9 protein-coding genes are annotated in these 16,226 nt (G+C 47.6%); 7 read left to right on the top strand and 2 right to left on the bottom strand.

Annotation, left to right across the window (positions count from 1 at the left end; all coding sequences use genetic code 11):
* Positions 1-146 precede the first annotated feature (146 nt).
* The 5 genes from C8R34_RS07000 to C8R34_RS06980 all read left to right on the top strand — a co-directional run bounded on the left by C8R34_RS07000 (position 147) and on the right by C8R34_RS06980 (position 9,692).
* Complete coding sequence (locus C8R34_RS07000; RefSeq protein WP_110339198.1) at positions 147-902, top strand: ABC transporter permease; 756 nt, start codon at positions 147-149, stop codon at positions 900-902.
* The gene (locus C8R34_RS06995; protein ID WP_110339196.1) at positions 892-2,178 is read left to right on the top strand and encodes an ABC transporter ATP-binding protein; all 1,287 of its coding nucleotides are present in this window, start codon (positions 892-894) and stop codon (positions 2,176-2,178) included. The genes C8R34_RS07000 and C8R34_RS06995 overlap by 11 nt, the downstream gene beginning before the upstream one ends.
* A 10-nt stretch (positions 2,179-2,188) precedes the next feature.
* The gene (locus tag C8R34_RS06990) at positions 2,189-3,856 is read left to right on the top strand and encodes a GNAT family N-acetyltransferase (RefSeq protein ID WP_258364404.1); all 1,668 of its coding nucleotides are present in this window, start codon (positions 2,189-2,191) and stop codon (positions 3,854-3,856) included.
* A gap of 126 nt (positions 3,857-3,982) precedes the next feature.
* Positions 3,983-8,614 (top strand): rhamnan synthesis F family protein, encoded by a 4,632-nt coding sequence (locus C8R34_RS06985; RefSeq protein ID WP_110339192.1) that lies wholly within the window; start codon positions 3,983-3,985, stop codon positions 8,612-8,614.
* Between the two features lie 76 nt (positions 8,615-8,690).
* The gene (locus C8R34_RS06980; protein ID WP_110339190.1) at positions 8,691-9,692 is read left to right on the top strand and encodes a glycosyltransferase family 2 protein; all 1,002 of its coding nucleotides are present in this window, start codon (positions 8,691-8,693) and stop codon (positions 9,690-9,692) included.
* A gap of 8 nt (positions 9,693-9,700) precedes the next feature.
* On the opposite strand, the gene C8R34_RS06975 is transcribed toward C8R34_RS06980, so the two are convergent.
* Together C8R34_RS06975 and C8R34_RS06970 are read right to left on the bottom strand one after the other, a co-directional pair.
* Positions 9,701-10,780, bottom strand: a complete 1,080-nt coding sequence (locus C8R34_RS06975; RefSeq protein ID WP_110339188.1) for a class I SAM-dependent methyltransferase — start codon at positions 10,778-10,780, stop codon at positions 9,701-9,703.
* Positions 10,781-10,918: 138 nt separating this feature from the next.
* Positions 10,919-13,990: a glycosyltransferase gene (locus C8R34_RS06970; RefSeq protein WP_110339186.1), complete on the bottom strand. Its 3,072-nt coding sequence runs from the start codon at positions 13,988-13,990 to the stop codon at positions 10,919-10,921.
* A gap of 408 nt (positions 13,991-14,398) precedes the next feature.
* On the opposite strand from C8R34_RS06970, the gene C8R34_RS06965 reads away from it, so the two are divergent.
* Entirely contained in the window at positions 14,399-15,310 is a 912-nt protein-coding gene (locus C8R34_RS06965; protein ID WP_110339184.1) for a glycosyltransferase family 2 protein, read from the top strand.
* Complete coding sequence (locus C8R34_RS06960; RefSeq protein WP_110339182.1) at positions 15,303-16,190, top strand: NAD(P)-dependent oxidoreductase; 888 nt, start codon at positions 15,303-15,305, stop codon at positions 16,188-16,190. The genes C8R34_RS06965 and C8R34_RS06960 overlap by 8 nt, the downstream gene beginning before the upstream one ends.
* The last annotated feature ends 36 nt before the right edge of the window (positions 16,191-16,226 follow it).

The raw sequence follows: 16,226 nt of genomic DNA, 5'->3' as shown, positions 1-16,226 counted from the left end.
CTTCACTATGGTTATTTCCCATAAAAATCTGCGATAATATTTCATCCAAACTCTAAAGTTTCATATTCAATTTTTTGTATCTGTTCAAAACCCCATTTTTTAAAATCTCTCGTAGCTTAACGCAGCACTACCCGCTGATCTTACAAATGATCAAGCGGGAAGTTATTGGCCGATACAGAGGATCATTCCTGGGATTGCTATGGTCATTCATCAATCCCATTTTGATGCTGGCAGTCTATACATTTGTCTTCAGCGTGGTGTTCAAGGTGCGCTTAGATCAAGGAACCGGTATTTATGATGACAAATTTGCTTTTGCCTTATTATTATTTGCTGGATTGATCCTATTCAACTTATTCTCCGAATGCGTCTCACGCGCACCGGGATTGATACTTGCCAATGTGAACTATGTTAAGAAAATCATTTTTCCACTGGAAATTCTACCCTGGGTAGCGCTAGGTTCAGCGCTTTTTCATGCAGGAATCAGTTTCCTGGTTTTGCTGATCTTTTTATTGATCATTGATCACCCAATCCATTGGACGCTGATATATTTACCGATTATTGTCTTTCCATTCCTACTGCTGATTATGGGCCTATCCTGGTTACTGGCTTCAATCGGGGTTTTTGTTCGTGACGTCGGGCAATTCATCGGCTTGATCCTGACCGTATTGCTGTTTATGAGTCCTATTTTTTATCCTGCATCGGCATTACCGGAATCTGTTCGTGATTACTTATTTCTCAACCCCCTGACCTTTATCATCGAGCAAACGCGGGGAGTGATTTTACACGGCCAATCACCGGATTGGCTCGGTCTCATTGTTTATTACCTGATTGCTTTGTCGGTTGCATGGACTGGCCTGATGTGGTTCGAAAAAACACGGAAAGGGTTTGCAGATGTCCTCTAACTCAGCAAGCTTTGAGGTAGCAATTAATGCCTTTAAGTTGTCCAAATGCTATCAGTTATACCAACACCCCAAAGATCGTTTAAAACAATTCCTATGGCCGCATCAATGGTGGGGTGCACGTCAGTTTTATCGCGAACTATGGGCATTACGCGATATTGACTTGACAGTGAAACGCGGAGAAGTCGTTGGCATCGTGGGTCAAAACGGTTCGGGAAAATCGACACTGCTGCAATTGGTTTGCGGCACGTTGACACCCACCCACGGTGAGGTGCAAGTCAACGGCCGTGTGGCTGCTTTGTTGGAACTTGGGGCCGGATTCAATCCCGAATTCTCCGGACGGGAAAATGTGTTAATGAGCGCGGCGATCATGGGATTGAGTGCAGCGGAAATTGCTGATCGCATCGAGGACATTATTGATTTCTCCGGTGTTCGTGATTTCATTGATCAACCGGTTAAAACCTATTCCAGTGGCATGTATGTGCGCTTGGCGTTCTCTGTCGCAATTAATGTCGATCCGGATATTCTGGTTATTGATGAAGCGCTATCTGTCGGCGACGGTGCGTTTGCACGCAAATCATTTACCCGCATCATGCAACTACGCGATGCAGGAAAAACCATTTTGTTTTGCTCGCACTCGCTGTTTCAAGTGGAATCTCTCTGTGCCCGGGCCATTTGGATTAATCAAGGTCAAATTGTTTTGGATGGAGAATCCGCCCAGGTAGTATCCGCTTATCAAGCTTTTCTAGATCAAAGCACACAAAACTCGACGCCCGCTCCCCCTATCGCTCACAACGATGCACCGATCCCGGACAGCAAATATGCATTGGGCAGCGCACATCTGGACAAAGTAAAGCTTCAGGTGGACGGCATCAATACGCAGCACGCCGTGGCCGTCAGTGGTGAATCCAGCATCATGCTGTGGGTAGCCTTTGTTTCCGATCCCGAACTGCCTTGCCCTAACGTAGCCATGACGTTGCAAACCAAGGATGGGCGAACCATCACCAGTGCTGCAACCTGGGAAGATCAATTTACTTCACAGCGCACACTCGAAGGCTCAGGGCACGTTTGCCTCAGTCTGGATCAATTGCCGTTATTAAAAGGCGAGTATTTCATTAATGTTTATTTATTGTGCGAACGCGGATTACATGTCTATGATTCAGCTGAAGGCATAGCTGTGTTACAGGTCAAGCAGACGGGCCGTTTGCAAGGTTATTTCTCAATTCCTCATCAATGGGAAAACAACAATTTTTTAACTCATAATGACCCAAACAGCTAATCATAATTTGATGCAAACCGGTCATATTGATGAATCGTTTCAACATGACAAAACCAATCCGCAAGCAACGCAACAGTTCCTAACGAATCTACTGATCACACGGTTACCTGCACCGCCTTGTCGTGTCCTGCAAATCGATACCGGCTCAAGCAATATGACCGCTCTATTGTCCCAGCACGGCTATGATATTCGCAGCCTCAACCCCGACGCACAGCAAATTACCGGTTTACAAGACCTCCCGGACTCAAAAGCTTCCTCACGTCGCCGTTCCCTGGAAAATTGCGATGCTCCACCCGCAAGCTTCAATGCAGTTGTACTACTGGAATCAGCGCAATATATCGAACCATTGGTGCTTTTTAATAAATCACTTGATTTATTGCCGCTATCCGGTGATTTAATCATTGTCGACGAATTTGCACTCAAACACGATCAAGCAGATATACGAGTGCTTTATTTGCTCAGCAGTATCGTTGCATTAGCCGAGCGATTGGGATTTGAGTTAATTGAGCACATGGACTTATCTTCCATGACAACAAATACACCGGATTACCGATCACACGGCATCACAGTTCATCAGCAGCACGTGATCAAAGACATCGCCTTGACCGTTGAACAAGCGACTCGATTAGACGCATCGAACCAGGCTAATCACCCAAAGAATCGCAATGAACATTATTCCTGTTACGCCTTGTTGCACTTCAGAAAAAAAACGCTACCCAAATGGCGGCTGCAAGCTTTAACCAAACAACAACTTCCGGAAATGCTCGGTTTATTTAAGAAAACATTCAATCACGACATGACACCAGCCACTTGGCAGTGGAAATATGACTCGAATTTAGGGCGTGGAATTGGTGTTTGGCGGAATAATCAATTGATCGCACATTACGGTGGTATTCCGCGGAAAATCTTGTTCTTTGGCCAGCCCCAAACCGCCGTACAGATTGGGGATGTCATGGTAGATTCGAACGAGCGCGGCATACTCACTAAAAAAGGGCCGTTTTTCCTAATGACGGCAACCTTCCTAGAACGCTACATCGGCTATGGTAAAGCCTATTTACTCGGCTTTGGCTTCCCAAACGACCGCCACATGAAAGTAGCCGAGCTACTTAAATTATATGCCGAGGTCGGGCGCATGGTTGAATTCTCATGGAAAATCCGATCAAGATTTCCATTATGGAGAACGCGCCTGCATTTGATTGATCAAGCACGAGCCGCATTCGCAGCAACCGCTGTCAATGCATGTTGGCAACGTATGGCTGCAGATCTGCATACGGCAATCGTCGGAATACGCGATTGGCAGTATCTGCAGCGCCGCTACCTTGACCACCCTACCCAACATTACCAGGTCATATTGGTAAAAAATCGCTTCAGTGCGCGCGCACGCGGAGTGATGGTATTACGCTACGATCCTGAAGGTTGCGAAATCGTTGATGTCATCGCGCCATTAGCCGAAATTCCGCTGCTGATTACGCATGCCAGACGACTAGCCGGCGCTCATGGCGCTGCACGCGTGTTTTGCCGCATTACTGAAAATTTCGCCGACTATTTTGCAGTAGCTGGCGGTACCCGACAGCCAGTCAATATTCGTATACCTACTAACATTTGGAGTGACGGCCCTGCCCCAGAAACACTAAAAGATCATTGGTGGCTGATGAGCGGCGATATGGATTTTCGCTAAATCATCGCGCTACAGGCTCAATCGTTTTTCAACGCCTGTTAGAAATCCGCGAATTATTCAGAGTAAAATAATTACCTTTGTTACACCACATCACACAACAATACCAACCTTAAAGCTGAGAATTTCTTGGAAAATAAGCTCATTCCTTATCAAGCTGTCAAAAATATCCCCTGCACACAGGCACTTGTGTTCGCTCCCCATCCGGATGATGAAGTTTTCGGTTGCGGTGGTGCCATTATGCGTCACGTTGAACAGGGAGTTCCGGTACACGTCATTGTGGTTTCCGATGGCGCATTTGGTGTCAGCGAAGATAAAACTTTCGAATATACCTTGCAGCGCCAGAATGAAAGCATCGCCGCCGCCCAAATCCTTGGCTACGGTATACCTGTTTTTTGGTACTACCAGGACCGGCAAGTTTGTTACAGCGAAAAACTGGTACAGGAAATTTTGACCGCCATTCGCGAAACTGGCGCCGACTTAGTGTATGCGCCATCCGTTTTCGAGATGCACCCGGACCACCGCATGCTGGGAATGGCTGTTGTCGAAGCCATCAGAAGAATCGGCACAACAACAGTACGCGTGGCCTTGTATGAAGTGGGCATACCACTGCGTCCCAATCAGTTGCTCGATATCAGTGACCTGACTGCACGCAAGGCAGCCGCCATGGCATGTTTTGAGTCACAGAATGCAAAACAGCGCTATGACTTGCATATTGCCGCACTGAATCGTTATCGCACATATACCCTGCCTGCTAGCGTAACAGCGGCAGAAGCTTATACCCTGATCTCAGCCGAGGAATTATCCGGTGATCCGCTCAAACTTTATCAGTCGGAACACACGCGCCAGAAAGACCTGGGGCTCGTGCTGGATAGCAACGACATGCCGCTGGTCAGCGTCATTATTCGTAGTATGGATCGCCCCACATTATCCGATGCACTGGACTCGATTACCTTACAGACTTATCCGAATATTGAAGTGGTCATCGTCAATGCCAAAGGTGCGGATCATCGAGAAGTCGGCGAATGGTGCGGGAGGTTTCCAATCCGGCTTATCGCGAGTGACGGATCGCTCACCCGCACTAGTGCCGCCAATATCGGCTTGAATTCAGCCAAGGGAAACTATCTGATCTTCCTGGATGATGATGATTTATTTTATGCGGATCATATCGCAACCCTGGTTACGGCTTTGCAGAATCATCCGGGAATTCGCGGTGCATATGCCGGCGTGCATGTTGAATACTATGTCAATGGACAACTCGAAAATACCATTCAATTTAACGAACCATTCGATCCGCATCGGCTTTGGGGAAGGAATTTTATTCCGATACACGCCATGTTGTTTGAGCAGTCCTTGGTCACAATCGATCATTGCAGTTTTGACGAAAATCTTGAAATCTTTGAGGATTGGGATTTCTGGATTCAGCTTACGCAACATAGTAAATTACTGCATGTCGATAAAATTACAGCCATTTACCGGAATTATGGCCACTCCGGCATGGGGCTTCAATATGATAAGGGACTGGTCAAGAAATCCCGGGGTAAAGTTTTCGACAAATGGAAGATGCTTTTAACCGGCTCGCAACTGGATGATCTCATTGAATATAGAGAAAATCTTATCGCGGATGTCCGGAATCAATCAGCCGATAAGGAACAGCAGATCGTTGCTTTGCATCACCGCCTCGAGCAAGAAACGCTTGCCAGTAACTATCGTGAGCAAGCGCTGCATAAAACCATCGATAGTCTGCATAAAACCACTGATAGCTTAAATAAAACCATCAACGAGCTACGTAGAACGATCATTGATCTGAATAGAACCATTCAGCAGTTATTTCAGTCAACTTCATGGAAAATCACAGCCCCTTTACGATTCCTGGTTCGAATACTACGCGGACAGTATCACGAAGCATGGGATGGCTTGCGCCGTAGAATTTTACCTGTACTGAAGATCATCTATTGGCAATTTCCGGCACGTTGGCGCAATCATGTACTGCACATGATTTATCGCATTGCCGGTCCGCTGTTCTCCGGGCTGGGGAATTATGAGTTATGGCGTGCAAATAGAACTGGTTTTACAAATCAGCGGGCTATGGATTCTTGCGGTTTTCTGGCAGGAATGGTGGATCTTTCCACGATTGCTCCATTGACCACACCACCAGCCGGACGCATTGCAATCCACGCGCATATCTTTTATGCGGATTTGGCAGCAGAGTTTGCGCAATTTTTCGATAATATGCCTTTTCAATTTGATTTGTTTGTTTCAACACCTGATGAGGCATCCAGTCAAATCTGCAAGCAGGCTTTTTCCCAATTATCCCGATTGGGGCAACTGACCATCACCATCGTACCCAATCGCGGGCGTGACATCGCACCCATGTTCTGCACTTTTGGCGAAGCATTACAGCACTATGATTATATTGCACATGTCCATAGCAAAAAATCATTGCATAACAGCGTACTCACTAGCGGGTGGCGAAAATATTTGCTCACAAATCTGCTGGGAAGTGAATCACAGATACAGAGAATTTTTACGCTTCTCTCTGGAGAAAAAGCTGTTGGCTGTGTTTACCCTCAAAACTTCTCAGAATTACCATACTATGTTTACACATGGCTTTCCAATCAGACATATGGAAGCATCTGGTGCAATAAATTGGGTATCACCATCCCGAGGGGCTACTTTGATTTCCCTGCTGGATCGATGTTCTGGGCCCGTACAGAAGCTCTGCAGCCGCTATTCAATGCACATATCAAAATTGAAGACTTTGCTGAAGAAGCCGGACAAAACGATGGCACATTGGCACACTGTCTCGAGCGCCTGTTCGTTCTGGTAACCAGACAATCCGGACTCGACAGCGTCATTCTTCACGATCCCCAGTCCAATAGCTGGTCTCGCTGGCATTTTGAGCAATATCTGCTGCGCAGACAGGAAAACATCCATGCGATGCTGGCCGATCCGGCCCTGCGTGTAGTCGTTTTTGATATTTTCGACACATTGCTGACGCGACCGCTCCTTAATCCCGAAAGCATTAAAAATATGGTCGCCCACCGTGCCGGTGGCGAAACAGGCAGACTTTATCTTGAGTTACGCGCCCTTGCAGAAATTCAGGCGCGCCAGAAAGCCGGGCGCGATATTGGCCTGGATGCCATTTTTGCAGAATTTTCCAGCCTTTCCGGACTCTCGCTCGAGGCTATCAATTCATTGCGCAACCTTGAGGAAACCATTGAGCTAGAAATCGTTACGCCGCGGTCGGAAGTCATTGCTCTGCTGCAACTCGCGCTTACTCTGGGCAAGCGCGTCGTATTAGCCAGTGATATGTACCTACCCAAGCTGGTTATCGAGAAGATGTTAACGCGCCACGGCATCAGCGGATGGCATGCGTTTTATTTATCTTCCGATAACGGTTCTCGAAAAGATACCGGTGATTTTTATCGGCAATTGTTGATTCATGAAAATGTGTCCCCAGGTGAAATCATGATGATTGGAGACAACGAACGCTCCGATGTTCAGATACCTGGAGATATGTGTATCAGATCCCTGCATGTCATGCGGCCCGTTGAGCTGGCACGAGCCATTCCCCGCCTAGGGCCACTCATCGAGCGTTCGCTATATAACGATGATCTCAACCGGCAGCTCACCCTTGGTACGATTGCGCAAGCAAACTTTCATCCTGTGTTTTTCCCGCATTTCGATCCTGCCGATCTCGTCCCTGCCACACCTTGGGCAGTTGGATTCACCATTGCCGGACCTGTGGTGCTGGCATTTGTACAGTGGCTGGCGGCAAAGGCTGCTGCCGACGGTATGCAGCGCTTGTATTTTCTCGCACGCGAAGGACAATTATTAAAAATAGTGTACGATCAATGGGTATCCAATGATGCCAATACCATCGCTTCCGAGTACCTGGTACTTTCCCGCCGCGCGGTGACTGTTCCCATGATTTCCAATCTTGACGATATCCTTCAAATCGCGCGCATACTATACTTTCCAAACCATCTATCCGAGTTTATACAAGAACGCTATGGATTGAAGCTATCCCATCAGGAATGTGAAGATCTTGCACGGCAAGGATTGTGGCCAAAAAACAAACTGGTCTCCGTGGATAATGAAAATATCGATCATCTCATACCTGTATTGCAAGCCCTGGAAGCACGCATTTTGACCCATGCGCAGCTTGAACGTCCCGGATTATTGGCTTATCTCGACAACTTAGGCTTAAATGCAACCTCTGCATCCGCCATTGTGGATATCGGCTATGCTGCGACTATTCAAGGCTATCTTAATCGCATAATAAATAAGACAGTGCATGGATACTACCTGATGACCACAGAACGTGCGCAGAAGGTATCCGCACAATATGGTGCAATCACTCAGGGATACTTTGCTCATCACATTAATCCAAAGATAAGTCGATCGCCAATATTCTTACAAAGCTTTTCTCTGGAAAAACTATTAAGTTCTGATGATGCACAAATCGTGTGCTACCGGCAGACAGATTCGGGAGATATTATTCCCGAATTCCGTCAATTAGCCGACGAAGAACGCCAGTCTATGACAACACGCGCGGAAATCAGGCGCGGCATTATGGATTTTGTAAATCAATCCATCACCATACGAGATCAATTGGTCAGTGACTTCGAAGTTCCGCCGGATATTGCAACTGCTTTGTTTGACGAGTTTATCGAACACCCATCCCACGCAGAAAAAGACATTCTCGGCACATTGGTGCTGGACGATCATTACTGTGGCCGCGGCATTGTGAGTTAACAGCCTGTTACTGTCCCTCTAGTGTGATGCAATAAAAAATATTGACTAACCGCGCATTGTTCCACATGGCTCATCAATGAAGAATCCTTTCTTCTCCATCGTGATTGTCAACTATAACGCTGGTGCTATGCTGTTCAAAGTGATGTCAGCGTTATCACAGCAAACTTACAAAAACTTTGAAGTGATTGTCGTCGATAACCATAGCCAGGATGGTTCCTGGCGTGCGACAGAGAATGTGCCTTTTCCGTGCCACTTAGTACAGTTGAGCGACAACATTGGATTTGCCTGCGCCAATAATCTTGCTGTAAAAAACCATGTTAAAGGCGAGTGGCTATTTTTATTGAATCCTGACGCTTACCCGGAACCGGAATGTTTGGAAGTGCTCGTAAACAACATCAACCAAGTAGCGGATGTGGATTGCTTTGCCTGTACGTTGATTGATGCAAATCATCCATCACAATTGGATGGACTCGGCGATGCTTATCATATTTCCGGGCTGCATTGGCGCAATGGTCATGGCGCTCCTTGCTGCATCGCACCCAAATATCCGGTAGAAGTCTTCTCAGCATGTGCAGCGGCTGCGATATACCGCACCGAGACATATCGCCGATTAGGCGGCTTTGACGAAACTTACTTTGCTTATTCGGAAGATGTGGATCTTGGCTTCCGCTTACGGCTAGCTGGCGGGAAAAGCGTGTTATTACCCGATGCGAAAGTCCATCATGTTGGTTCAGCCATTACAGGCCGCTCAAGCGATTTTTCGATTTATCATGGCCACCGTAACCTCACCTGGACATTCATAAAGAATGTGCCCGGCCCACTCATACCCTTCCTATTGCCGGCACATCTGGTCATGATACTTTTTATGGGGTTGTTCTTTGCTGCCTCTGGTCGTCTCAGACTGTATCTGCGCGCTAAAACCGACGCTTTTAAACAAATCCGCTCACAGCTAGTCCGAAGAAAAGAAATTCAGCGTCAACGGGCGTGCTCCAGCCTGGATTTGCTTCGAATGATGTCTTGGCTGCCGCGCGGTTCTTGCGCCAAAGCGCAGATCAAGAAACGGACAAAATCAAGATAAACCGCATCTCAACCGGGATTGGAGCCGGCATGCTGAGCTTTGCGTGCCACAATCGTAAGGCACCAGGAGATAGGCCAAACAATCCCATAACGGGGATCGTCATCGCGATAGATCTTGATGCCGCCGTCAAATCCGCTATTCTCAAGAATCTTGATCAGGCCTGCTTCGGAAAACATGCGCATGAACAACGTAAATCCATCGCCACCATGAAAAACTAAATTATCATAGATCTGTTCGACACCTTCAGACGTGCGGTTATACAAGAATGTCTTTCCGGCAGTGCTTATTAGTCGATATTCATGCAGATCCGGATAAAATTCTTCGTGATCCCCGTCAGGCTTGTAGGGAACAGTCAACACCAGGAATCCTCCCGGCTTCAGCATTTTAGCCATGTAGGCGAATGCCTTGTCGACGTCGTTGGGAACATGCTCCATCACATCGCTGGAAATCAAGAAATCATATTTCTCAAATTCGCTTTCCGGAACATTGGTAATGTCAAGCCTCGGTTCCTGATGATAGAAACTATTATGATAGGAAAATATTCTTGCCAGCGGCTTGGCATAGCCTTCCCAGTCGCTCATACCCACGCCACGAATCGATTTGGATAGCGGTGCGGAAGACAGCGGAAGACTTTCACCGAAAATTTCCGACGTCAATGCATCGATCACTGAACGTACTCTCAGACTTGATCCACATTCTTTACAAGATGGCGCTTCGCGGTCGCTGACAAGATTGAGTGCAACATCTGTATTCGTGGCACCGCAAATGTTGCAACAAAATGTCAGCCGCCTATCATCTGCTTCATTTACGATAGGGGCCGATATTGGGGGATCCAGCTGTTCAAGCGCAAAAACGTACTGAGGCGACACTGCAATAGCGCGAAGCACTGCACTATGAATGGTTCCTTGCGGCTTTATTTGGACTTCCGGAAGGTGAAGATAGCCGTTGTCGAACCAGCTCTGCTTGCGCATGCCTAATGAAGAACGAACGCGCCTTACCCACTGCTTGATTGCTTCTTGCTTTTGTGAGTCTCGAACAATCAACCGTAAAATCCGGCCAAGCAAGCGTTTAACTGATAGTGTCGTCATGAGTTATAGAAAGCCGTAGATAATGAACTCAGTGTATCAGCCCAGGCCATAACTACCAACCCAGAATTGCATCTGAACGATGGCCCATGAATCTGAATATTTGATCTCTATTGCAAATTGGTTGGGTCAATCGCTATTTCAACTAGCAGATCGGCGTTCACCCTCGCTGCGCTGATGCAAAAGCTGTGCACGAAAACCTTCCATTTGCTCGAGCAACATTGCGGGAGAGGCTCGGTCGTCGAGCACCAATCCAGTAGAATAATTCGTTACTGCTTCAGCAGGAGCCCCAAGATTGAAGCAACACAGCGGAACACCGCAGACCATTATTTCGTGCGCAACGTAGGAAAAAGTCTCCGGCCAAATCGATGGAAACAGAAAAATATTTGCACCCGATTGTGCAATAGCCGATGCCAGCGCGGTCCTTTCATAACGCCCCGTCACCTTCAGGCAATCGGCAGAGAAGTCCGGTACCATCTCGCCGATGACCGTGATGCGAAACGGCAAGCGGCGGGAATCAATTTCCTCGCATAATTGCTTGACGATATTCCAGCCCTTCTGCCAACCGATTGATCCGACGATACCGATATGCAGCGGCTTGTCTAGGTCAACCGAAACTACCTGATGGCGAAAGCGCGCCATCGAATGTGGCCGCACCACGATCTTGTCCGCATATTGCGGATAAATGCGCATGAACAAATCACGCGTGCTGTTAGAAAAAGCGATAATGCTAGCGGCCATTGCCAATGCTTTTGTCCAGATTGCACGCCACTCGGCAATCGATTCCGCACCGCAGGGAAGATCCATGGGCAGATGGCTAAAGCAACGACTACAAGTTGCACTATCGGGCAATCCGCAATAATTCTTCTCGCTATCAATGAGAAACAGGCTCGGGCACAGCATGAAAAAGTCATGCAGCGCAATGCTTACAGGGACGTCGTTGATAACTGACTGCTGCGTCAGCCAATGCAAAAAATCCATCGGTCGGCGGTAGGAATAGAGATTATTGATCAGGATACTTTCCGGTTGGATACCGGCAATCACCCGGCCCCAAGCAGGGTAATCGCTAAAATTCAAAGTGAGCCGCTCATTGGGCGACATCCATTCGACGCGCAATTCCCCGGTATAAATATCATCGAGTAGGTGCAGCACAGGTTGACCTGCATCCAATGTATTAGCGATCAGCTCACGGCTATACGCATAGGCTCCACCTTTGATCGCGTTATCGATGATAACGAGTGCAGGACGACTAGCTTGTCTTGCCAATACCATCAGATAAAGAAAATCGCGTAACGGCCGGATAGGATCGCGATGAATAAAATCTTCATAGCATTCGAACAATCCGGGATAACGCTCGCGTAGTATCACTTCATTCCGATCCGCCAGCACTTGACGTTCCTTGGATGGGAAAGAGCCGCCATGCTTATGATATACAAATAAATTGGGCGCCAGCACATGCTGGTAACCCAGCATTCTAGCCTTTTGACACCAATCGTTCTCTTCACGATATCCCCTGCCGAAGACCGGATCAAACATACCAATGCGTTTTGCCGCTTCCAGGCGGATCGCCATGCAAAAGCCGACCCCGGTCGGAATCTCTATGGCCGCAGCATCCTTCAGTCGCGCGAGAACGCCGTCTACCTCCAATGCACCCAATCCCTGAGGAAGCAGGTTATCCACAAAGAATTTCGGGAAGCTGCATATCGCCCCGGCATTGGTAAATGGCGTGACGCTCGCCACCTGTGGATTTTCCAGAATTACCGCAAACAGACGTTCCAACCAGAACGGCGGTACCTGCACATCGGAATTCAGCAGTACGAAATCATCAGTAACTTTTTCAAACAAGCGATTGACTGTTCCTACGAAACCCAGATTGTTTTCGTTGTGTAACAAGATAGCGCCGGAAAAATCCTGCAAACGTTGTTCCAACCAAGGTTGTACGCGTTCATCTGTACTCGCATCATTACAAACCAGCAAGCGAAATGGGGTGCTTGCCGCACGTTCAAGACTATCGAATAACGATTCAAGAAACTCAAAGCCGTTATAGACCGGGATCACGACATCAATACGCGTCGGCAACGCCGGGAAGGATGGCTGAGTGTTGTACATAAGCGGCGCAGCAGTAGCCGACAGTGCACTGTGATTCGACGCCTCGGCAGCTTCTTGAAGGACAAGGGATAGCTTACGTCGCGCGGGTGCTATTTGACCACTCAGCAGCCAGCCCAGCACGCGCAACTGCATACCTCTATCCAACAGACCGAATCCACACCATGCGCGCTGCACTAGTCGCGCCAGGGTAGAAGCACTGCGCAAAGGACGCGTCACGCGCCAGGAACGTGAATTTTCGAAAAGCGCCACAGTCTCCTCGGTCAAGCGGCGCTGGTCCGCATGCAGGCGCTGCAGTTCCTTGAGTTGTGACTCCAGATCATTGGCATGCGCTTGTAATGCCTGCAACTGAGGATAAGCCCGTGCGCGGTTTATTAGATCATGGAAAATAGAGTCATCCATGCGTGTTTTCCACTTCGCATACACGGCATGCTCAGTTGCTCTCGCAAGTTCCGGATCACCCGTGATGGCAAATTCATGATCCTCATCAATGCAAGTAATCGCCGCCATAGTATCGGCGACAATGAAATCACCCTGCTGCGCAACTTGTAGGCAGAAATCCCAATCCTCGTAAAGCTCCAATGCCTCATCGAAGCGTGCTCCAGCCATGTATGCTCGGCGGTGAAATAAAACGGCATGGATCGGCAAAAAATTGCCCAGATACAATGAAATTGTATCGAATGGCATAGCCAACTCGCGCAACAATCGCCCGCTAGAATCCATCATGTGAACACGCGCGCAGGCCGCCACTGCATCCGGGCGAGCGCGCAAGGCGTCTACAAGGCACATCACATGATCGGGACGGAGGAGCATGCCATCGCCATCGAGAAATCCCAGCAAATCCCCACGGGCAGCTTCCAAAGCAGTATTGACCGCTGCGCTACGCCCAATCGTGTCCCCTTCCTGATTGATCAAGCGGAGAGGAAAGCGACCGCAGCTTATAGCAAGATCGGCATGATTGCCACCTTTGGCATTGACCACAATGACTTCAATATTTGGATAAATTTGTGCGGCCACCGAATCAAGCGCTTCATTGAGTGTCGATCGACTCATGCTGCGAATGACAAGAGTCACCAAAGGAGCATAAGATGTGGCAAGAGTACTCATGACCTAGCAGGTGATTAAAGCAAGTTCAGATCGAAACACAACATTATTTGATAAGCCACATGGTCAGATACTTGTTCAATCATCCAAGCGGATTTTTGATGACTTATAGTTATTAATGATTTTTGCATCGATAAGGTCGGCACGAATAAAGATAAGTGAGGAGGGTCAATACGGCGAGAAACACCTTGAACCTGTGCTTGTGTGGGAATTTTAATGTATATTCCTCAACAATGCCAACGATTTGATGAATGGAAATCAAGCAAAGATCCAGAGATGCCACCAATAAGCACTCGCCCTTTTGATGGGTTAGCAAATATAAGCCACCGGCCTTGCCGATGGTGATTTAACTGATATCGACTGACAGCAACCACGCATAGATCTTAGTGCCAACCATGGAGTTAGAATAAATTGCCTATCCTCGGCCTTGAATCGGTTGCGGTTGTTATCGTTAACTACAATGCCGGTTCGTTGCTAACAACATGTACCGTCGCTGCACTAGGACAAGCACAGCAAGTCATTATCATCGATAATGCCTCCTCAGATTCCAGCCTCTCAGAATTGGAATCCAGGTTATCGACAGAAAATCGCCTACAAATTGTTCGCTTGGAAAACAACGTTGGCTTTGCAGCAGGTTGCAACACAGGCCTTAATATTTCGACCCAGCCTTACATTCTTTTCCTGAATCCCGACTGCATTTTAAGTCCCGGCGCATTGCAGTGCATGATTCAAGTAATGAAAACAGATCCTCATATCGGCATGGTTGGTGGATATCTGATTAATCCGGATGGCTCCGAACAAGGTGGCGGGCGACGCGCTATGCTTTCACCGTGGCGGGCTTTTGTGCGCGCCGTCGGCTTATATCGCCTGGAAAAATACTGGCCGCAATTATTTTTTGATTTTCATCTGAATAAACAGCCGCTGCCGCACACACCGGTCGAAGTGGATGCAATATCAGGCGCACTGATGCTCGTGCGGCGTGAGGCAATCGACGAGGTAGGCTCCTGGGATGAAAACTATTTTTTACACTGCGAAGATCTGGACTGGTGCATGCGCTTTAAACAAAAAAATTGGAAGATTATTTTTGTACCAGATGCTCCGGTTACTCATTTTCAGGGAACCTGCAGCCATTCCCGACCGTTCTTTGTTGCCTGGCACAAACATAGGGGCATGTTGCGCTTTTACCACAAATTCTTTCGCCGACAATATCCGGGCATACTGATGGGATTGATTACTGTCAGTGTATGGCTCCGTTTTGTCGTCACAGTAGTATTTTATGCGGCACGAAATTGCTATCGCCTGTTAAAACCAAAGCATGAATGAACAACCGATCGGATTGTTAGGAGCAACCAGCTTGGTAGGCGAATGTCTGCTACAGAAACTGACACAAGAACGCAGGCATATCATCGCTTTTTCTCGCCATCCAGTGGTGCAAAACCATCCGCAAGTCACGTGGCAACGACTCAGCACTATCCATTTAGAAAAAATAAGTGCAGAGAAGAACAAAATCCCTACGTGGTTATGCGTTGCTCCAATTTGGATATTACCCGAGTATTTTAATCTCTTATTAGCTTATGGTGCTCGTCGGATTGTTGTATTATCCTCCACCAGCCGATTCACTAAAAACACTTCTTCGGAACACAGTGAAAGAGAGATTGCACTTCAATTGATAAAAGGTGAAGAACTTGTGCAAGCATGGGCAACCACTCACACAGTAGAATGGATTATTTTGCGCCCAACCCTGATTTATGGCTACGGACGGGATAAAAATGTTGCTGAGATCATACAATTTATCCGTCGATTCGGATTTTTCCCCATCCTCGTATCAGGCCAAGGATTACGGCAGCCTATCCATGTTGAAGATGTTGCACTGGCGTGTTCTTCCGCACTCAGCACTTTAAATTTGACAAATCGTTCCTATAACGTAACAGGTGGAGAAACTTTGTCATATCGTGAAATGATTAAACACATATTTGCAGCGCTTGGTCGCACACCTCGCATATTGACCGTACCGCTTTGGCTTTTTCAAATAGCGACATGGGGATTGCGCTGGCTACCACGCTATCAGCACTGGACAGCGGCAATGGCGGAAAGAATGAATCAAGACTTGGTATTTGACAGTTCCGATGCAAGACGGGATTTAAATTTTTTTCCTAGATCATTTAAGCTGACAGCCGAAGATTTGCCTAGTCAAAACAGATGATCGGCAATTATAATTACAACCAATTCAATATACTGC

The sequence above is a fragment of the Nitrosomonas sp. Nm84 genome (assembly GCF_003201565.1).
GTDB lineage: Bacteria > Pseudomonadota > Gammaproteobacteria > Burkholderiales > Nitrosomonadaceae > Nitrosomonas.
Note: the sequence above shows the minus strand (reverse complement) of the source record. Positions and strands in the feature narration are given on the sequence as shown.

Bases quoted from the DNA above. Each gene is read 5' to 3' on its own strand.
- C8R34_RS07000 (WP_110339198.1), top strand. From the start codon at position 147: ATGATCAAGCGGGAAGTTATTGGCCGATACAGAGGATCATTCCTGGGA.
- C8R34_RS06995 (WP_110339196.1), top strand. From the start codon at position 892: ATGTCCTCTAACTCAGCAAGCTTTGAGGTAGCAATTAATGCCTTTAAG.
- C8R34_RS06990 (WP_258364404.1), top strand. From the start codon at position 2,189: ATGCAAACCGGTCATATTGATGAATCGTTTCAACATGACAAAACCAAT.
- C8R34_RS06980 (WP_110339190.1), top strand. From the start codon at position 8,691: ATGAAGAATCCTTTCTTCTCCATCGTGATTGTCAACTATAACGCTGGT.
- C8R34_RS06975 (WP_110339188.1), bottom strand. From the start codon at position 10,780: ATGACGACACTATCAGTTAAACGCTTGCTTGGCCGGATTTTACGGTTG.
- C8R34_RS06970 (WP_110339186.1), bottom strand. From the start codon at position 13,990: ATGAGTACTCTTGCCACATCTTATGCTCCTTTGGTGACTCTTGTCATT.
- C8R34_RS06960 (WP_110339182.1), top strand. From the start codon at position 15,303: ATGAATGAACAACCGATCGGATTGTTAGGAGCAACCAGCTTGGTAGGC.